Genomic DNA, 19,701 nt, shown 5'->3' with positions numbered 1-19,701 from the left:
CGTTGAGTCTCGCGATCCTGCTCGACATGGCGGCGTCGGCCAATCCGGACCGCGTCGCCGTCGTCTCCGGCGAAACCCGCTGGACCACAGCTGATTTGAACCGGCTCGCCGACGGCGGTGGCGGTGTGGTCGCGGCGTCCGGCGCCGGCAGCGTCGCGTACATCGGGACCGGCGGCGCCATGCTGCCCTTGCTGATCTTCGCCGCGGCGCGGGCGAATCGTCCGCTGACGCCGCTGAACTATCGGCTCAGCCCCGGCGCGTTGCGCGAACTCATCGCGCGATTGCCGGACCCCTTGGTGATCTACGACGACGAATACGCCGACGTCGCCGAGACTGCCGGTCGCGCAATGGAATCGCAAGCCTTCGTGGACGCGGCCAACGCCGCCGAGGCCGCGGCCGAATTCGCCGACCCCGACGACGTCGCCATCGTGCTGTTCACCTCCGGCACGACGAACAAACCGAAGGCCGTCGAGCTCTCGCATCACAATCTGACCAGCTACGTCACCGGCACCGTCGAATTCGACTCTGCCGACGCGCAGGACGCCGCGCTGATCTGCGTGCCGCCTTACCACATCGCCGGCGTGAGTGCGGCGCTGTCGAACCTGTACGCGGGCCGAAAGATGGTGTACCTGCCCAAGTTCGACGCGGCCGAATGGCTACGGCTGGCGGCCGCGGAAAGCGTCACGTCGGGCACAGTGGTGCCCACCATGCTGGACCGTATCGTCGCCGAACTCGTGCGCGGCGCGGCGGCCCCGAGTTCCCTGCGCAACCTTGCCTACGGCGGCTCGAAAGTCCCACTGCCACTTGCTCGTCGGGCCCTCGACCTGTTGCCCGACGTGGGATTCGTCAACGCCTATGGGCTGACGGAGACGAGCTCGACCATCGCCGTCCTCACCCCCGAGGACCACCGCGATGCGCACGGGTCGCCGGACCCCGAGGTCAAGCGGCGCCTGGGCTCGGTCGGGCGGCCGGTGCCGGGTATCGAGGTGGAGATCCGGGCCGAAGACGGTAAGCCGTTGGGCCCCGGCGAGATCGGTGAGCTCTTCATCCGTGGCGAGCAGGTGTCGGGCAAATACACCGACATCGGGTCGGTGCTCGACGAGAACGGCTGGTTCCCGACGCGCGACCTCGCCTGGCTCGATGCCGAGGGCTTCCTGTTCATCAACGGCCGGTCGGACGACACCATCATCCGCGGGGGAGAGAACATCGCGCCCGCCGAACTGGAGGACGTCCTCGTCGAACATCCCCAGGTGTCCGACGTCGCGGTGGTCGGTGTGCCCGACCCCGAATGGGGACAGATCATCGTCGCGGTCGTCGTCCCCGAAGCGGACACGTCACCGGATCCCGAGGCGCTGCGCGAGTACGTCCGGGCGGCTCTGCGCGGCTCCCGGACGCCCGACCGCGTGGTGTTCCGCGACGAGCTGCCGACGTCCCCGACCGGCAAGGTGTTGCGCCGCGAACTGGCGGGCGAATTGAGCGTCGCGACGGCGTGACGCCCCGGCGTCCTAGGACTTGCGCAGCCGGTAGAACCTGGGCTCGGCCCTGCGGGCGAGGCGCGGGAGTGACGACGTCGACGGCGTCACCACGTCGATGATGTCCCAGCCGGTGAATGCCCTTTCGATCTGCTCCTGTGTGGCTCCCGCCGGCATGAACGGTGGTCCGACCGGCTTGTTGAACGCCAGCATCAGCAATGTCGCGTCCGGTTTGGTTCGCGCCGTCACCGCCCGGGCCATGCTCGACCGCTGCTCGGCGGTCAGCCCGTGGAAACAGCCGATGTCGAGGACGAAGTCGAAGTCGCCGCCGACGGCATCTGCCGGTAGGACCGTGGCGTCGGCTTTGACGATCTTCGCGTCGGCGCCGGCCTCGGCGAGCCGGCGGCGGGCTCGGTCGATGGCCCGGTCGACCAGGTCGGCGCCGGTGACATCCCAGCCGCGCTCGGCCAGTGCCAGGGTGTAGAGGCCGCTGCCACAGCCGACATCGAGCGCCTTGCCCGGCCCGCCGCGTTCGGCTTCCTCGCGCTGAAAGAGTTCCTGGGTGGCCTCGAGGCTGACCTTCGCGGCTTGCTCCCACGGCGTGAACCCGACGGCATAGGCAAACTCGTAGAACTTGCTCATCAGATCCGCCTCCTGTGAGTGAGGACTTACGCAGACGAGCCTAGGACACTCGGGGCGTTACGGGGAACCCGATCTCTGACCGCCAGGGGCCACGACCGCAGGCACGATGTCCTGGCCGGCAGCGGCTTGGATGGACTTCTTCCCTGCGCCACGGACCGCCTGCACCTCGCTGCGACGTTCGTCGATGAGGCGGCCGAATTCCCGGGACAGCAATGGCCGGTCGGTGAGCAGCCGCTGAATCTCGTCGTGTTCGATCTGCAGTAGCACAACTTCGTCGAGGGCGTGTGCGTACGCCAGGTTGGCCTGGTGGGTGAACGCGGCAACACCGAGGAGGGCACCCTTGTCGAGGCTGCGAACCGCGGTGACGGACCCGTCGGGCGCGGGCACCGTCAGCCGGATCCCTCCGGAGACCAGCACCGTGACGGTCTTCGGAACTTCACCGGGTTCGTGAATGAGTTCGCCTGTGCCGTAACGGATCAGGCGCGCGTAGGGCATCAGGGCCTGCTGGTCGCTCTGGCTCAGCCGCAGTGCCGGTGCGGCGACCTGGTCGAGCGCCTCCTCGAGGCGTTTCGGTGTGGAGTAGTCGTCGGCGACGCCGTCGAGATGCAGCTTTTCGCGCCGGGCGGCGTACCAGGCCCAGCGCAGGAACGTCGCCTGCACGACGTCGTCGTCACCGGGGGACTTCAGGCCGATGGTGGTGCGGTACTTGTGATCGCCGATGGGCACCGTCGACGGCTCGACGCCCTCGCCGCGGTGCGGCAGGTTGGTGGCGATCCGTGTGAGGGTCGCACACACCTGGTCGGGTGAATCCGTTGCGGCGAACGTGGTGGTGACGGTGGTGTGCGAGGTGGCCAGCCGGCTCAGGTTGGTGAAGGACGTGCCGGCCAGCACCGAGTTGGGGGTGATCTGCACACCGCTGCTGGATTCGATGTGGACTGCACGCCAGTTCACCTCGACGACGCGGCCGCGGGCCGCCGAGGTGTCCAGCCAGTCACCCATCCGGAACGGCTGCTCGAACAGCATGAACAAACCGGACACGATCTGGCCGACAGAGTGCTGCAGCATGAGGCCGATGACCACCGAGCTCACGCCGACTGCGGTGAACACACCCTTGACGTTGGCGCCCCAGATGTAGCGGGAGATCACCGCCAGCCCCAGGATGATCAGCACCATGCGGGCCACGTCGACGAAGATCCGCGGCATCCGGCTCCGCCATGACGTCTCTGGCGCGTTCGCGAACACTGTGTTGCTCAGGCCGGACAACACCAGCAGCAGTGTCAGGAACACCAACACGGTGGCCACGATCCGGATGGGCATGTCGCGCGCGGGGACGACGGCCACCTTCAGCAACAGGAACAGCACCGCCACGACCGGCAGCACGTAGGTGCGCAAGAGTCCGACGGGCGCAGCCAGCGGACTGTTCCGGCGCAGCAGGGACCGGCGCCACTCGGTGAGCACGATAAGGCTGGCCGGCAGGCCGATGGCGATGACGGCGACCCACAAGAACCATGACGGCCCGGACGTGTACATGGTCACCGCCGTCCCAGCAGCCGCCAGACCGGCTCTTCCGCGTCACCGACAGTGAACTGTCCCGCCTGGGTGAACCGATGGGTGTCATGGACGGCATCGCGCACCCGCGACGTGATGTAGATGCCGGGTTCGCCGCCGCCGGCCTGGATCTGGTACGCGAGGTCGACCGCGCTGCCCCACATGTCGTACATCATCGTGGCACCGCCCACCAGACCGCTGGTGACCTGGCCGGTGTCGATACCGGCCCGGAAGCCGAGCTGCAGATCGTCCTCGGCGTTCAGGCGGGTCACGATGCGTTGCATCTCGATGGCGAACGCCACGGTCCGCTCGACGTTGTCCAGTCGCGGCACATTCAGACCGCAACTGGCGGTGTAGCCGTTGCGCAGGATGCGCATGGGCTCGACGCCGTTGCGTGCGGCGGCGTCGTCGAACTGGCGGACCAATTCGTTGACGACACTGAGGAATTCGTCGGACGGCAGCGCGCCGGCGAGGGCGTCCAGGCCGTCGATATCGGCGAACAGCACGGCGACGTCCTGATGGCTCTCGCTGATCGTCTCCTCGCCCTGGCGATACCGTTCGGCGACCGCCTCTGGCATCAGCGACCGCAGCAACTGCGCATTCTCTTGGCGTTCGCGGCGCAGCAGATCGTCTTTGATGCCCAGCAGCCGGCTCATGTCATTGAAAGTCTTGGTCAGATCACCGAATTCGTCCCGGGTCCGCGCCGGGATCACGTCGTCGTACTCGCCCCGGCTGACCTTCTGTGCGCCGGCCTCGAGCCGGCGGATGGGGCGCACGAACAACTGCGCCAGAGCCATGGCGGCCAGACAGTCGAGAATCACGATGGCCGTGACGGCGACGCCCATCGTCCTGGTGAAGACCCGTTCCGGCGCAAACGCTTCGGCGGTGTCGATCTTCGCGACGATCGACCATGTCACGTCGGGCCCGACCGTCACCGGTGCGTAAGACTGCAGCGTCTCCTGGCCCAGGTAGTCGGTCGCGATCAGCACCCCGGACTGGCCGCGTTCGGCCGCCCGCGTCGCGTCACCGCCGACGGGCTGAATCAGGGTCGTGCCGCCGAGTCGGACCGCCCGTTCGGCGATCGCGGCGGGTGTCCCGGCTGCGGTGACGGCGCGCTGATACTTCTGCGGGTCCTCCACGAACAGGCGGGAGTTGGACCGCATGAGACTGTCGGCGCCGGCGAGGTACGTCTCTCCGGTTGCGCCGAGACCGTTCTCCTGCCACTTCCCGTTGAAGGTCATCAGCGCGTTGATCCCGTTGATCGGAAGCTGCAGTGCCAGCACGCCTATCGTGCGGCCGCCCGCCACGACCGGCGCTCCCATCCACGCAACGGGGTGGTCGCCGGCCGGGTGATAGGTCTGAAAGTCGGTGACCGAGACGTAGTCAACCCGATCGGCGCCCATGGCTTTCGCGTAGGCCTCGTGCAGATTGCCCTGCTCGTACGGCCCGGACAAGACGTTGGTGCCCAGGTCGGCACGCTTTTTCGCCGAGTAGACGACGTTGCCTGCCGGGTCGATCAGCAGCGCGTCGCCGTAGCCGAACAGGCCCACGATCTTTTCGAAGAACGGGTCGTAGCGATCGGCGGCGGCCGCCCACGCGCTGGGGACCGGAGCGGGAGCCGACCCGTCGGGCCGTGCGGCGGGAACGGTGTAGCGGGCCTGCAGATAACGAGCCGCGTTGGACGACGGCAACAGCACATCGAGATTGAGTTTGGCACCCGTCGCCCGCTCGATCGGGTTGATGAGATCGTTGTTGTAGTAACTGACGATGCTCTGCTGCTGAGCGGGATCGATTGGCACATTGGCCAATTCACTGAAGCCGGTGCCGAATGCCTGCACCGCTTCACCCATCGCCGGTCCGCTGGTGTAGACGAGAAGAGCCTTCTTCAACGTGGAGACCTGAACAATGAACTGCCGGGCCTGCGTCTCGCGGACCTGTGTCAGCCGGTCGAATGCGGCGTTACGTAATGAGGCCTGCCCGGTCTGATAGCCGATGAATCCCACCACTGCGGCTGACACGATGCTGGCCCCCAGCAGCATCGCGATGAGCTTCGACTGGATGCTGAATCTGCCGCGCACGCGCCGTAACCGGACCTCGGGCGCTGGCGCCGCGACCGCGTCGCGATCCTCCGGTGGAGGGTTGACCATCGGGCCTCCTGTCGTCGGCAGCAAGTACATCATGATCAGCGCTGGTGACTGGCAGGTTATGGCAGGTAGAGCAGGAGAATCGGGCGCTCCGACGCCATTTCGCGGGAGCTGCGCGGCGTGCGGTCAGCGCACCAGGCGGGCGGCGACCTGGGCGTAGATCTCGCCCAGTTTGTGGGGATCGCGGTGGGTGCGCGACGGGAACCAGCGGCAGACGTCGACGCACAGCGACGAGATCGCCATGACGACGTCGTCGAGGTTGTCGACGTGGAATTCGCCTGTCGCCATACCGGTTTCGATGATGTTGGCGATCACGGCGGTGACCTGGTGCCGCAGTGGAGCGATGGTGCGGTAATGGGCCGGGGTCAGGCCGTGGAGTTCGTATTGCACGACCCTGGCTTGCTTGCTGTTCTCCGCATGCCACGTGGCGAAGGCCGCGACGACCGTGTGGAAGCGCTCGGCGCACGGTGCGCCGGCGTCGTCGGTGGCACGCAGGGTCGCCAGGAGGCTGCCGTGCCCTTCCAGGGCAATGGCGTAGAGCAGCTCTTCCTTCGAGCGGTAGTGCGGGTACATGGCCGTCGCGCTCATGTTGAGGCGTTTGGCGATCTGACGGGTCGAGCTGCCGCCGTAGCCGGACTCGGCGAACGCCTCGATGGCCGCGCGCCGGATGCGCTCGGCGGCGGCCGAGTCGGTGGTCCGGTCGGTCTTCATGTGCAGGTGATCGTACACACAGTTGACACGGAGCCGACCGATAGGCGATATTAGCAATCGCTTAGGAAATGAGCGACTGCTAATGTCTGGCTGCATTGGAAGGTAGAACCCAGTGACTGATTTCATGTCTCGGCGCGACCTGGACTTCTTGCTGTACGAGTGGCTTGACGTCGTCGAGCTCACCAAGCACGAGCACTTCGCGGAGCATTCGCGGGACACGTTCGATGCCGTCCTCGATCTGAGCGCCGACATCGCCACCAAGCGTTTCGCACCGCACAACAAGAAGGCCGACCACAACCCGCCGTTCGTCGACGACAGCGGCAAGGTGGTGCTGATCGACGAGATCAAGCAGGCGCTCGACGACTTCAACGCCGCGGGCCTGATGGCCAGCTCGTTCGACGAACGCGTCGGCGGTATGCAGCTGCCCAACGTGGTCGCACAGTCGTCGGCGGCGTTCTTCCGCGCGGCGAACCCCTCCACCTTCTCGTACGCGTTCCTCACCGTCGGCAACGCCAACCTGCTGACCGAGTACGGCACCGACGAGCAGATCGACACCTGGGTCCGCCCGATGCTCGAGGGTCGCTACTTCGGCACCATGTGCCTGTCCGAGCCGGATGCCGGCTCGTCGCTCGCCGACATCAGCACCAAGGCCACCAAGGCGGCCGACGGCACCTACCGCGTCACCGGCACCAAGATGTGGATCACCGGTGGTGACCACGAGCTGTCCGAGAACATCGTGCACCTGGTCCTGGCCAAGGTTCCCGGCGGCGGCCCCGGCGTCAAGGGCATCTCGCTGTTCATCGTGCCGAAGTTCCTGACCGACGGCACCCGCAACGACGTCGCGCTCGTCAGCCTCAACCACAAGATGGGCAACCACGGCACCACCAACGCCCTGCTGAACTTCGGTGACGGCAGCCACCAGCCCGCCGATGAGCCCGGCGCCGTCGGCTACCTCGTGGGCGAGGAGCACCGTGGCCTGGCCTACATGTTCCACATGATGAACGAGGCCCGCGTGGCCGTCGGCTCCATGGCGACCGCCATCGGTTACGCCGGTTACCTCACGTCGCTGGAGTACGCCAAGGTCCGTACCCAGGGCCGCCCGGTCGGCGACAAGGATCCGTCGCGCGCGCAGGTCGCGATCATCGAGCACGCCGACGTCAAGCGCATGCTGCTGGCCCAGAAGTCTTACGTGGAAGGCGCTTTGGCGCTCGGCCTGTACTGTGCACGGCTTGTCGACCAGATCAAGATCCTCACCGGCGCCGAGCGCGACGAGGCCGAGCTGATGCTCGAGGTCCTCACCCCGATCGCCAAGAGCTGGCCGTCGCAGTGGTGCCTGGAAGCCAACAACCTCGGCATCCAGATCCACGGCGGCTACGGCTACACCACCGAGTACGACGTCGAGCAGCAGTACCGGGACAACCGTCTGAACGCCATTCACGAAGGCACGCATGGCATTCACGGCATCGACCTGCTCGGCCGCAAGGTCGTCATGCAGGGCGGCGCCGGCCTGAAGCTGCTGCAGAAGCGGATCAACGACACCGTCCAGACCGCACTGCAGTCGGAGGCGACCGCCGGCTACGCACGGGAGCTGCAGGCGCAGACCGACCGCCTTGCCGAGGTCACGGCGACGCTGTGGGCCGCGGGCGATCCCGAGACCACGCTGGCGAACTCGACCGCGTACCTCGAAGCCGCCGGCCACATCGTGATGGCCTGGATCTGGCTCGAGCAGCTGGGCGCCGCGGGCGGCAACACCGGCAACTTCTACGACGGGAAACGTGCTGCCGCGCAGTACTTCTTCCGTTACGAACTGCCGAAGGTGACGACCCAGCTGGACCTGCTGGAGAGCCTGGACCGCACCACCGTCGAGGCCCAGGTCGACTGGTTCTGATCACCGGCCCCACCCGGAAGTAGCCGTCGGACCCGAGGTTTTCCTCGGGTCCGACGCTCGTTTCCGGCCTACGGTACGACCGGTGGGGTGCCCCAGAAGTCGTTGAGCGGCACGGCGTAGGCGTCGTTGTTGGTCAGCGGCGCCAGCTTCAACGAATCCTCGATGGTGCGCAGCAGGCTGTAGTGGTTGGCGTAGTCGGTGGCGGTGAAGTTACCAGAACGCATCCCGGCGCTGACGGCGCCCGGTGATGGAATCACCACGGTGACAACGCGATTGCCGCCGTTGCCGAAGCCCAGTGACAGGTTGTCGGTGTCTTCGTCGAATGTGACGACGATGGCCGATTTTTGTGTCGGGTCGTTCCACACCTTCGAATTCAGAATGACCGGGATGGTCTGCTGAGCGAACTGGTCGGCGGCCTTGACGTTGTACTGGTGGTTGGTGAGCAGTGCGCCGATGTAGTTGAGATAACCCCCGGGGAAGTTGAGCGGGCCTTCGCCGTTGTTGGCCTCGTTGGCCGCGAACCACGCGAAGTTCGGTGTGGTGGCCGACGACGAGAGATCGGTCGCCATCTGGGTCAGCGGATGCAGATGCGCGTCGGCGCGGGCCTGGTTGTTGTAGATGTCGCGGTACGCCAGGAACGGCAACTGGTCGGGCGCGTAGTCGCTCGTCGACACGTAGGGGCCGGCCGCGGACATGCCCTGCGCATACCCGGCCCACGTCTTGCCGGCAGCTTCGATTCTGTCGGCCAGGTTTGTCGCGTCGATGCAGTTGGTCGCGCAGTTGTAGCTGAGACCGAAGTCGGAGCCGCCGAGGATCGGGTAGTAGTTCGGATCGCTCGGATGGGTCAGTGCGTAGTAGTTGGCCGCGACGCCGTAGGTGTCGATGAGGCTGTTGAGGTACGGCGCATTGGGGCTGCCGACGATGTCCTTGTAGCCCTTGTTCTCCAGATACACCATGAACACGTGGTCGAGTGCGCCGACGGTCGACGTCGGCGGCTTCGGCGGCGGAGGGGCCGGCAGCGCCGCACCGACGGTGAAGGACAGATCATCGGCGAAGGCATTGTTGTAGCCGCCGGTCAGCGGGTTCGAGTCCTTGAGTGTCACGACCACCTGCGCGGTACGGGTGCCGGCAGGGATGGTGCCTTCGGTGCTGCGTTCGAGCAGTCCCGTCTGGAACCAGCGCTCCAGGGGCCCGACGGGCGCGACCTTCCCGACGCCCAGCTGCGTCCCGGTGGCGTCGAGGAACGTCACCTTCACCGATGCGGCCGACGGGTCGATCATGGCGCCGCCCAGGAACCCGCTCAGCTTGAATGGCGTTGTGCCGGAGTCGATTCCCTTCGCGGCGCCGCTGAGGTCGACCGTCTGCGTCAGGGTGGACGTCGCGACATTGCCGCCGCCGAAGAACTGAGTGTCGCCCGGGGTGGGGCGATCGCTGGGGAAGTTGAAGATGGCCGGCAGCGTCGGCCCCGGCGTCGGCAGGCCCAACGGGAGCTGGCGCTTCGTGCCGTAGGGGATGACAGTCGGTGTGCCGGTGACGGTCCAGCCGGGGATGGACACCGTACTGCCGCCGGACAGTGACGGATCACCGAGTTCTGCGCCGGGGTTGGTCAGCAGGTTGGGGCTGGTCACATTCCAGGCTGAAACCACGTGGGGTGGCAGGAGATTCGTCTCGATCTGCCGACGCACCCAGGCGAGCACCGTCCACAGGGCCGGCGAATTGGCGGGTACGTTCGACGGCAGCGTCGATACCAGTGGCCGCAGTGCGACGCTGATGAGTTGCTTTGCCGCGGTGACGATCTGGCTGATGACGTTGGGTGGGGTCGGGGCCGACACGGTGGGCGTCGTGAGCGCAGCCAGCGGTACCGCGGAGCGGGCTCCTGATGCGGTCGCCGGCACGGCCGCGATCGCGGCGACCGCCGGTGTGGGGGAATGGTTCGCCGCCGCGGCGGGCCGCGGCCGATCGGTTTTCGTTGTGGCGCTGACGGATTGGGCGGCCGTTGGGTTCAGCGTCTCCTTGGCGGTGGCGTCCGTGTGGCGGGTGGGGTTCGCGTCACGGTGTATGCCGGCCGTATCGGCGCTCTTGTTGTCAGCGCTCTTGTTCTTGGGCTGCCGCTTGGGCTTGTGGGCGGACGGCGTCGATCGGTCCGACGTCGATGCCGATGCGGCATCGGTTGGTGCCGCTGTCGCAGGGGTGGGTGCGTGGCCGGCGGCCGGCTTGCTGGGGCCTGCTGCCGTGCCATGTGAGGTATCCGACGATGTCGACGGCTCGGCGTAGGCAATCGTCTGCCCCGACGCGATCGATACGCCGACGCCGAGAAAGACTGCCAGGGCGCCGACCCGGCCGATGTTTCGTGAGCCACCCATGGTCGTTCCCTCCGCGCGCCCGCTGTTGGTCTGCGGTAACGGTAGGAAGAATTGACGCTCGAGTTAGCATTTCTGCCTGGGATTCAGCTGGGAGTATCCGTAGAGTTTCCCGGGATTGTGTCGGGGGCGGTGGTCGAAAGCGGGCCGCCACCCCGTCAGAACGACGGGGTGGCGGCCGCTTGTTGCCTGCTAGATGCGAATGAACGAACTGCCCTGCATGTCCCAGACGCCCCAAGCGCCCAGGTCGGGGTTCCAAACCACCTGCATGCCGGTGGCCCAGTCCGGGAGCGGCGGTGCCGGCGGCGTGCCCATCGGCGGGACGACCGGGACCAGGACCCAGGACGGTGTCGCGGTGAACGGAACACGGTCCTGGGGCATCGGGCCGCCGTGTCCCGGAGGCGGCAGGAAGCCGCGCCCCGGCGGGAGCGGATTGCCGGGCGCCCCGGCGTTTACGCCAGGTCCGGGGACGTTGGGCGACGGAAACGGCGGCGTCGGCATCGGACCGACCGGGTCTGCCTGCGCGAGACCGGCGCCGACGCCGAGGCCCGCCAGACCAAGCATGCTGGTAGCGACTGCACGCGCTGCGGTCTTCTTCAAGGTCATGGGTTGATCTCCTTGCGTGTGTCGTTATGAAGAGGAATCGCTCTTCCGCGCTGTCCCGCGGTCGAACAACTCCACGACCCCCGCAAAACACATACCCATGGGCCCCGTCGCGAAACCACGCGGTGCCGGTATGTCGATGGATGGAATCTGTCTGATGAAATCCGCGCCGTAGCGCTGGTGATCGTCAGTGGCGCCGGCGCGAAGCCGGATGTCCGTGGTCGGACAGGTCCGGCCACGGCGGACGCCGGAGCAGCGTGAGGCAGCCGATGGTCGCGGCCACCAGGCCCGTCACCACGCCCACCAACGCGATCCGGTCGGCATCCACGGCAGGCACCCAGGTCGTGCCATCGTCACGGATGACGAAGACGCCCAAAGGTTTTGCCGTCGTCCCGGTGCGGGCGTGGCGGACCTTGGCTACGGGAATGACAGTCGACCCATCGGGCGTGTGGTACGGCTCGGCGAACACCCGCCCGGCCGCGTCATCGGCGAACTGGTCGAGAAAAGCTTCCGGATTCTGCAACCTGGCCTCCGCATGGATCGGGCGTGATGGACGCCAGCGTAAGTCGATTGCCCTGTGATGCGCCATACCTTGGCCGGCTACGGCTGGCCGGCCCTGCGGTTCAGCTGCCAGATGTGCCCGCACAACACGGCGGCGAAAGCGCACCACAGCGGATACAGCGCGAATGGAGCGGCCCGTCCGCCGCACGCATGGACATCCTTCCCCCGGTGCGGCAAAACCGCGACGGCACTGGCCAATTGGCCGGCACTCACCATTGATGCTGCGACACGCCGGGGTATCGCTACGGTTTCCGCGTCGTGTGCCCCGCGGCGCGGTGGGCCCCGACCGCTTGATACCGGCGGAGCGCCTCGGCGCGTTCCTCGCCGTGATCGACGATCGCTGCCGGGTAGTTCGCCGGGCGTGATCCGGATTTGAGGTGGGCGTCAGCGGCGTCGGCCAACTCGGGAACCCAGCGGCGGACGTAGGCGCCCGCGGGGTCGAACTTCTGCCCTTGCGCTGTCGGATTGAACACCCGGAAGTACGGCGCGGCATCGGTGCCGCTGCCAGCGCACCACTGCCAGCCGTGCTGGTTGTTGGCGACGTCGGCGTCGACCAGCTGCTCCAGGAACCAGCGCGCACCCCACTGCCACGGCAGGTGCAGGTCTTTGACCAGAAAGGACGCCGTGATCATCCGTACCCGGTTGGGCATGAAGCCCGTCTGATGCAGTTGTCGCATGCCGGCGTCGACGAACGGAAACCCGGTCTGTCCGGCTTTCCAGGCTTCGAAGAGCCGCTCCGCTTCGTCGTCGGTATCGGTTTCGATGGCGTCGAAGTCGCGGCTCCAGTTGTGCCAGGCGCTGTCGGGCCAGTGGTGGAGCACCGCGGCATAGAAGTCACGAAAAGCCAGCTGGCGCAAGTACGCAACGTGGCTGCCGTGGCTCAGGTCGAGACCGGCGGCCATGGTGCGCGGGTGAATGGTCCCGAACTTGAGGTGCACCGACATCTGACTCGTGCCGTCGATGCCGGGCAGATCGCGATTCTCGGCATAGTCGCCGAGGCCCGCGTCGACGAATCGTCGCCACTGGCGCAGCGCCGCCTCCTCGCCGGCGGCGAAGTGGGGCGTCGCACCGCTGTCCGGGATGTCCGCCACTGCGGCGGCCCCGGAGGCCAGGCTGCCCGGATCGATCCACTGTGCAGATTGCGGACCGGTGCCGGCCGGTTGCCGCCAACCGTGGTCCTGCCAGCGGCGGAAGAACGGCGTGAAAACCCGGTACGGACTGTCGTCGTCTTTGGTGACCCGCCCGGGCGAGACCAGATACGGAGAGCCGGTGGGAACCAGCGGGATGTCATCCAGGGCGTCCTGGACCCGGTCGTCACGGCGCCGGCCGAACGGGGAGAAGTCCGCCGAGATGTGCACGGCACTTGCGCCGATCTCGTTGGCGATCAGCGGAATTCGCTCTTCTGGGCGTCCCCGGGTGATCAGCAGCCGACCGTCCAGCTGGGCATGCAGATGTCTCAGGCAGTCGCCCAGGAACTGGAGGCGGCGCGCACCCGACGACGCTTCGAGACGCGGGTCGAGCACAAAGCAGGCGAGTACCTCACGGTCCTGGTCGATCGCAGCCGCCAGGGCCGGCAGGTCATGCAGTCGCAGGTCGCGACGGAACCACAGTAGGGACGGCATCGGTCCATCTTCGTATGGGCCGGCGGAACCGCGACGGGGGGATTCGCGTGCTCCGTTCAGCTCGTGTCGATACGGTACCGGCATGGTGGATTTCGCCCTGCGGTCATGCGGACTACGCGGCCATGCAACGTTCGCCCCGGATGAACCGGAGCTGGCTGCCCGTCTGCACGTACAGACGCCGGTCGGTGAGGCGTGGCGATGCCTGCGCTGCGAGACGTTCGTCGTCGGTCCGCCACGCGGGAAGGGGCCGGCGGAATCGGCACCCGAGGTTCCGCGCGGCCGCCTGCTGCGCGACCGCGTGCTGATGCGGGTGCTGGCCGTCGAGCGCGTCTTCCGGTTCCTACTGCTGGCCGCGATGTCCTACGGCGTGTTCAGGGTGCGAGCGGCGCGCGTGCATCTGCGGGACATGTTCGAGAAGGACCTGCCGCTGCTCCGCCCGCTGGCCGACCAGATCGGCTGGAATATCGACGGATCCAAGATCATTCGGCACATCAACGACGCTTTCACGATGTCGGGCACGACCCTGTTGTGGATCGGGATCGGCATCGCGGTGTATGCGTTGATCGAGTTGGTGGAAGCCGTTGGGCTGTGGGGGATGTGGCGCTGGGGCGAGTACTTCGCGGTGGTGGCCACCGGTATCTTCCTGCCGCTGGAGGTGTACGAGCTGACCGAGAAGGTCACCGCGCTGCGGGTGGCGATGTTGGCGGTGAACATCATCGCGGTGCTGTGGTTGTTGTGGAGCAAGCGGCTGTTCGGCCTCAACGGCGGCGGTGCGGCGTACCGGCGGGAGCACGAGACCGAGAGTCTGATGAGCGTCGAGCGGGCGGGCCTGGCGACGGCCACACCCTGAGCCGGTCGGCCCGGGCTAGTCGGTGAACTGTGCCCGGAGCTGTTCGCGCAGTATCTGTTTCGCGATCTTGCCATTGGTGGTGAGCGGCAGGGCGTCGACGAAAACGACGTGCCGCGGGCGCTTGAACGCCGCGATGTGTTTACGCACGTGCGTGACGAGGGTGTCGGCATCGGGCCGGCTGTCGGCGGTGGGCACCACGACCGCGCAGATCGCCTCGCCCCAATACGGGTCCGGGACCGCGACGACCGCAACCTGATCCACGTCGGGGTGCGATGACAGCACATCTTCGACTTCCCGTGAGGACACGTTCTCGCCGCCGGTGATGATGACGTCCTTGAGCCGGTCCGACACCACGAGCCGGCCGTCGTCGTCGAGGTATCCGGCGTCGCCGGTATGCAACCAGCCGTCGTCGGTCGTGGGCGTGTCGGGCCAGTACCGGACCGCCACCTGGTCGCCGCGCACCAGGATTTCGCCGTTCGGCGCGATCCGGATCTGAACGCCGGCGTGGGGACGGCCGGCGGTGGTGAGCACGGCGGCGTCACCGGCGGCGCCCGCCCGATGGTCCTCGGGGCCGAGAAACGTGACGTTGCCGCCGGTTTCGGTCATGCCGTAGCCCTGGTGGAATCCCACGTCGAGCCTGTCGAGGGCACGCCGCAGCAGGTCGGCCGAGATGGCGGACGAACCGTAGGCGATGTCCCGCAGCGACGGCAGATCGATGCCGGTCTGGTCCAGGTGAGCCAGCAGGCTGTGCAGCATGGTCGGGGCCAGCGAGCACGAGGTCACCTGGCACCTGTTCACCGCGGCCGCGAAGGCATCGGGACGGAATGCCGCCACCGGCAGCACCGTCGACTGTGCGCCGTGGTGCACCAGCATGTTGTACCCGGCGATGTGGCACATGGGAAACGGCAGCAGATAGACACCGCCCGGACGGACCGACCTGCCGGCGATGCTGCCCCGGACCGCTGCGGTGATCGAACGATGTGTGTGCACAACACCTTTCGGAGCCCCCGTCGATCCGCTGGTGAAGAGCAGCCACACGGGGTCGTCGGCGTCCGGCTCGTCGGGCCGGGGCCGCTGCGTCGATTGTGTTGCCGCAATCCATTGTTCGCCGTCGAACGCGATCGCGTCGGGCCGGTTCAGAGGTTCCAGGTAGCGGGCGTCACCCAGGATCAGGGCGGGATCCACGGTCGCCAGTTGCGCGGCCTGCTCGTCGGCGCTGAGCCGCTGGTTGATCAGGACGAGGACGCATGCGGCGCGGGGCGCCGCGTAGTAGAGCGTCGCGTACTCCGGGCCGTTGTCGGCGATCACGGCGACGCGGTCGCCGCGCGCGGTCTGGGAGGCGATCCAGCCGGCGACCGCCGCGATCGACCGCTCGAATTGCGCGAACGTCGTGACGGTGCCGTCTTCGGCGATGATGGCGGGACGATCGGGCACGGCGGCAGCGGCGTCGGACACCAGGTGATGGAGCAATGCGCCGTGCCCCACAACGCCTCCCGTGCCCTCGCCTGAACGTCCGCATCACGCTACCAGCCCGGTGCTCGGATACATCTCCGTCCCAAGGGCTTTGGTGGGACAATTCAGTCGGTATGTGTGGCGAGGATGACCTTTCCTCGGACGTGGCCGGCCTCGACGAGGCGGTGCGCGTCAGCCACCTCCGCCACCGGCAGTCCCGCGGCGTCGACGTAGCGCCAGCCCTCGGTCAGCACGATTGCTTGCATTGTGTCCGGCGGGGGAGCGACGTGGGAGGTCACCATTCGGTCTTAGTCGGCCCGCGGGGTCGGTGGAAGCCAGGTTCCCACTTCGTGACACCCCGGTCTCGGCGGTTCGATTTTGGTGACCGGTGGCCTGCGTCCGGTGGGGGACAATGGTGAGACCGATGGGAACGGGGGACGGTCCATGCCCTACACGGTGTCGCAGGTGATGAATTCCGATCCGGAATCGCTGCTGACCGCATCCCTCAACGCACGCGCCGCGGCCCAGCGTGTCGATGCTCAGATCGACCGGGCACGAACGCAATTCGCCCACCTCGCCGAGGACTGGACCGGCGCCGCCGCCGATGCGGCGCAGAAGCAGGGCCGCGAATCACTTGACGAACAGACCGCGTATCGGAACCACCTCGATGCCGTGGCCGGACCGTTGGCGGCAGGTGGCGCGCAGCTTGCCGCGCTCCGCGCCAGTCTGAAGAAGGCAGTCGACGCCGCCGAGTCGCAGTGGGACGTCGCCGATGAGGGTGGGGTCACACCCGGCTTCTGGCTCCGCTGGTATGCGCGGGTTTCGCCGGTCCAGGCGCTGCAGATCGCCGCCAAGCGGATCGAGGTCGAGAACGCGATCAAATTGCTGCTCGCGAAATTCGAAGCGGCCGATCGCGACACCGGCTACCAGGTGCGCAAGGTCGGTTGGGAGCTGGCATGACCGCACCGTTGACCGTCGTTGTGGCCTCGCTGAGGGAAACGGCGAGGGGGTTGACGGAGCTGGCCGGCGGGCTGTTCAACGACGGTGGCGGGCCCGAGCTCTCCGCCGCCGCGGGCCCGGTGGCCGGACTCGACAGCGGCCAGGCATGCCGGGAGGCGGGGGATGCGTTCCTGCGCCGTGCGCAGGTGCTCGGACAGGGTATGTCCGCGTTCGCGGGGAAGCTCGAATCGGCCGCGTTCCTCTACGAGCATGGTGATCGCGCAGCCGCCGAACGGATTCCGTTCGATGTGCCGGAAGTGAAAGACCCACGAATCGGTGATGACCCCGGAGAACCGGGATATGACCCGGTCAACAAGTACGAGGACGCACTGCGCGATGCGGGTCTGCTGAGCGGAACGAGTGCCGGGTACTACCGCGAGTGGCTGCAGAATGCCGCGAAAAAGGGTGTGCCGCCACAGGTCATCGTCGACGTCGCACGGCAGCAGCACATCACGCCGGCGAGTTTCGACATCCTCGAGGGCATGGAGCGCGTCGTCGACAACAACCGGACGAGCACCGATCCCAGCGATGACAACAACTACTTCCTGCTGCCCGCGGGGACCACTGCCGACGACGCCCGTCGGGCAGTGCTGATGACGTACATCCTGAACGCGGGCACCAGCTACAAAAAGGGAAACCCGAACACCGACTTCGCCGAAACGCCCTACACCGCGAACGAGGTGCGGCGCATCGCCGACCGGCAGACGGCGAATTCCTGGAGCTACCAGCAGGTTCCGCGGCTTGCGGGCAGCGGCGGGCGGTTCGCCACCACGCCCAACGGCATGCTGATGGGACTGGGCGGCGGGTTCATCCAGAACCAGCTGAGCCAGCAGGCGGGGTCCACTTACGGTGACGTGTTCCTGATCAACATCGACCATCCCGCGGATGCGGGCGACCAACTCCGCAAGATCATCGGGTCGGGTCAGATGTGGTACGACGGACCCGGCGGGGCCCGCCAACAGGACATGGACATCGATCGCATCCTGCATCACGAAGAACGGCACTCGGAACAGTGGGCCGCGCTGGGACCTGTGGAATTCGTCAAGCAGTACGCGATCGGTCTGGGCGCCGAAAGGCTCACCGGCCGCCGGAATCCGTTCGAGACCAACGCCGGCGCTTCGGATGGGGGCTATTCGTGATTCGTCGAATCCTCTGCCTGAGTGCGACTTTCGTGACGCTGATGGCGTCGTCCGGCTGCGACCCGCTGGGGAAACCGTCGCTGCCGGTTCAGTTCGGAGTCCGGGTGACCGACGGACAACTGCGGCTGTGGACCGGCTCGCCATGTCGCGGCACGACGGCCGTCAACGTCACCTTCAACATGGACCGCCGCGACAAAGCGGAGTTGAAGCTCGAGGCAACGCCGTTGCCGGCAGCCGCTGGTTCGCACAAGGCGCCGCCGAATCCCGGATCCGAAGTCGAGTACTTCACGGTCGGCGGACCCTACCCGGGGTTCGACGTGGTGACGCCGTTGCCTGCCCAATTCGATTGGCGCACCGCGGACACCGTGTTCATCTTCCCGCAGTCTCCACGCGCATTCGGGGCCGCCGGCAAGCTGGGTGAGGCGATCAAAGAGTCGGACCGGCATCCGCACGATACCTACTGGTTCGAGGGAATCGGCTGGCTCAACCCAGCCGACGTCGCTGCGCAGGACGGCAGGAAGTTCCTGACGCTGTGTTCACCTGATCGTGCTCAAGGCCGGCATCTGCCAAGGGTTTTCGGGGTGCGCGTCACCGACGGGACGTTGCGAATCTGGCCCGGCCGGTTCTGCGGTCCGGTGGACGACGTGATTCTGACATTCCAGCCCGGTCAGACGGATTTGGTGCTGGCGGCCGACTCACGCAATGCGGTGCCCTTCGATGCCCTGACCGCTACCGGACCGTATCCGGGCTTCGCCGTGGTACGGCCGCTGCCCGGCGGGTTCGACTGGCGGACCCGGAAAACGGTGCTGTTGCGGGTCTATCGCACCAACGGGGAGCCATGGACCACGACAACCGACCTCGGCCCGGCAGTTGCCGAGTCGGGCCGACATGCGCCGGATACCTACTGGTTTCAGGGCTTCGGCTGGTTGAGTCCCGCTGAAGTCGCAGACAAGGACGGCAAGGAGCTGTTGACCGCGTGTGCGCCCGAGCCTGCGCGCCGGTGACACTGGCGCTGCCACGTGCTTTACATCTTCGACTTGGACGCGCCGAGCGGCTAATGTCCGCGCAATGGGCCCGTTGACGGACGATGTCGCCCGACTGCTCGAGGAGCGGTCGGGCCGTGTGGTCGTCGGTCTGACCGGGCCACCGGGTGTCGGCAAGTCGACAGCGGCCGAGGGCCTGGTCGCTGAATTCAATTCCGCTCAGCGCGATCTGGCTGCCCTGGTGCCGATGGATGGGTTTCATCTCTCCAACGGACAGCTGGCCCGGCTCGGTCGAAGAGGGCGCAAGGGAGCCCCGGACACGTTCGACGCGGCCGGCTTCCTGGTGTCGCTGGCTCGCGTGCGGGACGCTTATCAGACCGCTGATGTCTATGTGCCACAGTTCGATCGGGCGCTCGAGGAGTCTGTCGCGGCCGGGTTGGTCGTGCCGGCGGCCGCCCGGCTGGTGGTCACCGAGGGCAACTACCTGGCGTTGCCGTCCAACGGTTTTGCCGGTGCGCGACAGCTGATCGATCGGCTGTACTACTTGACGGGCGCTGACGATGTGCGACGGAAACGGCTGCTTGCGCGCCACATCGCCGGCGGGCGGAGTTTGATCGCCGCCGAGCATTGGGTGCGCGCGGTCGACGAGCCGAACGCGCGGTTGATCGCCCAGACCGCGGACCGATGTGATCGGGCCTGGGGAATCGATGACGGCGATTGGCCGTGA

Annotated in this window: 17 protein-coding genes; 7 read left to right on the top strand and 10 right to left on the bottom strand. The window is 67.0% G+C overall.

All coding sequences use genetic code 11. The features are described from left to right. The first annotated feature begins 2 nt into the window (after positions 1-2). On the top strand, positions 3-1,493 hold the full coding sequence (locus tag QRN63_RS20670) for a class I adenylate-forming enzyme family protein (RefSeq protein ID WP_285032524.1): 1,491 nt from the start codon (positions 3-5) through the stop codon (positions 1,491-1,493). A gap of 12 nt (positions 1,494-1,505) precedes the next feature. On the opposite strand, the gene QRN63_RS20665 is transcribed toward QRN63_RS20670, so the two are convergent. The 4 genes from QRN63_RS20665 to QRN63_RS20650 form a co-directional block, all read right to left on the bottom strand. Next, positions 1,506-2,114 carry a class I SAM-dependent methyltransferase gene (locus QRN63_RS20665; protein ID WP_285032523.1) on the bottom strand — a complete coding sequence of 203 codons (609 nt, stop codon included), beginning with the start codon at positions 2,112-2,114 and terminating at the stop codon, positions 1,506-1,508. A gap of 57 nt (positions 2,115-2,171) precedes the next feature. Next, positions 2,172-3,644: a mechanosensitive ion channel domain-containing protein gene (locus QRN63_RS20660; RefSeq protein WP_285032692.1), complete on the bottom strand. Its 1,473-nt coding sequence runs from the start codon at positions 3,642-3,644 to the stop codon at positions 2,172-2,174. A gap of 2 nt (positions 3,645-3,646) precedes the next feature. Further along, positions 3,647-5,809 (bottom strand): adenylate/guanylate cyclase domain-containing protein, encoded by a 2,163-nt coding sequence (locus QRN63_RS20655; RefSeq protein ID WP_285032522.1) that lies wholly within the window; start codon positions 5,807-5,809, stop codon positions 3,647-3,649. Between the two features lie 123 nt (positions 5,810-5,932). Continuing rightward, on the bottom strand, positions 5,933-6,517 hold the full coding sequence (locus QRN63_RS20650; protein ID WP_285032521.1) for a TetR/AcrR family transcriptional regulator: 585 nt from the start codon (positions 6,515-6,517) through the stop codon (positions 5,933-5,935). Between the two features lie 124 nt (positions 6,518-6,641). On the opposite strand from QRN63_RS20650, the gene QRN63_RS20645 reads away from it, so the two are divergent. Further along, positions 6,642-8,405, top strand: a complete 1,764-nt coding sequence (locus QRN63_RS20645; protein ID WP_502888171.1) for an acyl-CoA dehydrogenase — start codon at positions 6,642-6,644, stop codon at positions 8,403-8,405. Positions 8,406-8,473: 68 nt separating this feature from the next. Here QRN63_RS20645 and QRN63_RS20640 read toward each other — a convergent pair whose 3' ends face one another. The 4 genes from QRN63_RS20640 to QRN63_RS20625 form a co-directional block, all read right to left on the bottom strand. Further along, the gene (locus QRN63_RS20640) at positions 8,474-10,768 is read right to left on the bottom strand and encodes an alkaline phosphatase family protein (protein ID WP_285032519.1); all 2,295 of its coding nucleotides are present in this window, start codon (positions 10,766-10,768) and stop codon (positions 8,474-8,476) included. Between the two features lie 189 nt (positions 10,769-10,957). After that, positions 10,958-11,371: a hypothetical protein gene (locus QRN63_RS20635; protein ID WP_285032518.1), complete on the bottom strand. Its 414-nt coding sequence runs from the start codon at positions 11,369-11,371 to the stop codon at positions 10,958-10,960. A gap of 184 nt (positions 11,372-11,555) precedes the next feature. Then, a complete protein-coding gene (locus QRN63_RS20630; RefSeq protein WP_267316479.1) occupies positions 11,556-11,891 on the bottom strand; it encodes a hypothetical protein in 336 nt (111 codons plus the stop codon). Positions 11,892-12,171: 280 nt separating this feature from the next. Next, a complete protein-coding gene (locus tag QRN63_RS20625) occupies positions 12,172-13,551 on the bottom strand; it encodes a cryptochrome/photolyase family protein (RefSeq protein ID WP_285032517.1) in 1,380 nt (459 codons plus the stop codon). Between the two features lie 82 nt (positions 13,552-13,633). Between QRN63_RS20625 and QRN63_RS20620 the strand changes: the two genes are divergently transcribed. Then, complete coding sequence (locus QRN63_RS20620) at positions 13,634-14,401, top strand: DUF2127 domain-containing protein (RefSeq protein WP_267316481.1); 768 nt, start codon at positions 13,634-13,636, stop codon at positions 14,399-14,401. Between the two features lie 15 nt (positions 14,402-14,416). On the opposite strand, the gene QRN63_RS20615 is transcribed toward QRN63_RS20620, so the two are convergent. After that, positions 14,417-15,886: an AMP-binding protein gene (locus QRN63_RS20615; RefSeq protein ID WP_285032516.1), complete on the bottom strand. Its 1,470-nt coding sequence runs from the start codon at positions 15,884-15,886 to the stop codon at positions 14,417-14,419. A 92-nt stretch (positions 15,887-15,978) separates the two neighbouring features. Further along, positions 15,979-16,152, bottom strand: coding sequence for a zinc-binding dehydrogenase (locus QRN63_RS20610; protein ID WP_267316483.1), 174 nt, complete (start codon positions 16,150-16,152; stop codon positions 15,979-15,981). Between the two features lie 145 nt (positions 16,153-16,297). Between QRN63_RS20610 and QRN63_RS20605 the strand changes: the two genes are divergently transcribed. From QRN63_RS20605 to QRN63_RS20590, 4 genes are all read left to right on the top strand, one after another. Then, positions 16,298-16,813: a WXG100 family type VII secretion target gene (locus QRN63_RS20605; protein WP_285032515.1), complete on the top strand. Its 516-nt coding sequence runs from the start codon at positions 16,298-16,300 to the stop codon at positions 16,811-16,813. Then, complete coding sequence (locus QRN63_RS20600; RefSeq protein WP_285032514.1) at positions 16,810-17,991, top strand: WXG100 family type VII secretion target; 1,182 nt, start codon at positions 16,810-16,812, stop codon at positions 17,989-17,991. Before QRN63_RS20605 ends, QRN63_RS20600 begins: the two co-directional genes overlap by 4 nt. Beyond that, on the top strand, positions 17,988-18,995 hold the full coding sequence (locus tag QRN63_RS20595; protein WP_285032513.1) for a hypothetical protein: 1,008 nt from the start codon (positions 17,988-17,990) through the stop codon (positions 18,993-18,995). The genes QRN63_RS20600 and QRN63_RS20595 overlap by 4 nt, the downstream gene beginning before the upstream one ends. A gap of 64 nt (positions 18,996-19,059) precedes the next feature. Next, a complete protein-coding gene (locus QRN63_RS20590) occupies positions 19,060-19,701 on the top strand; it encodes a nucleoside/nucleotide kinase family protein (RefSeq protein WP_285032512.1) in 642 nt (213 codons plus the stop codon).

Source organism: Mycolicibacterium sp. lyk4-40-TYG-92 (genome assembly GCF_030209435.1).
Classification (GTDB): Bacteria; Actinomycetota; Actinomycetes; order Mycobacteriales; family Mycobacteriaceae; genus Mycobacterium.
The sequence above is the reverse complement of the archived record's forward strand: the minus strand, read 5'-3'. Positions and strand labels throughout refer to the sequence as shown.

What these genes read in the sequence shown, in the direction of transcription:
- QRN63_RS20605 (WP_285032515.1), top strand. Translation starts at nt 16,298, where the DNA reads ATGCCCTACACGGTGTCGCAGGTGATGAATTCCGATCCGGAATCGCTG.
- QRN63_RS20665 (WP_285032523.1), bottom strand. Translation starts at nt 2,114, where the DNA reads ATGAGCAAGTTCTACGAGTTTGCCTATGCCGTCGGGTTCACGCCGTGG.
- QRN63_RS20600 (WP_285032514.1), top strand. Translation starts at nt 16,810, where the DNA reads ATGACCGCACCGTTGACCGTCGTTGTGGCCTCGCTGAGGGAAACGGCG.
- QRN63_RS20650 (WP_285032521.1), bottom strand. Translation starts at nt 6,517, where the DNA reads ATGAAGACCGACCGGACCACCGACTCGGCCGCCGCCGAGCGCATCCGG.
- QRN63_RS20620 (WP_267316481.1), top strand. Translation starts at nt 13,634, where the DNA reads ATGGTGGATTTCGCCCTGCGGTCATGCGGACTACGCGGCCATGCAACG.
- QRN63_RS20590 (WP_285032512.1), top strand. Translation starts at nt 19,060, where the DNA reads ATGGGCCCGTTGACGGACGATGTCGCCCGACTGCTCGAGGAGCGGTCG.
- QRN63_RS20655 (WP_285032522.1), bottom strand. Translation starts at nt 5,809, where the DNA reads ATGGTCAACCCTCCACCGGAGGATCGCGACGCGGTCGCGGCGCCAGCG.
- QRN63_RS20640 (WP_285032519.1), bottom strand. Translation starts at nt 10,768, where the DNA reads ATGGGTGGCTCACGAAACATCGGCCGGGTCGGCGCCCTGGCAGTCTTT.
- QRN63_RS20625 (WP_285032517.1), bottom strand. Translation starts at nt 13,551, where the DNA reads ATGCCGTCCCTACTGTGGTTCCGTCGCGACCTGCGACTGCATGACCTG.
- QRN63_RS20635 (WP_285032518.1), bottom strand. Translation starts at nt 11,371, where the DNA reads ATGACCTTGAAGAAGACCGCAGCGCGTGCAGTCGCTACCAGCATGCTT.
- QRN63_RS20645 (WP_502888171.1), top strand. Translation starts at nt 6,642, where the DNA reads ATGTCTCGGCGCGACCTGGACTTCTTGCTGTACGAGTGGCTTGACGTC.
- QRN63_RS20660 (WP_285032692.1), bottom strand. Translation starts at nt 3,644, where the DNA reads ATGTACACGTCCGGGCCGTCATGGTTCTTGTGGGTCGCCGTCATCGCC.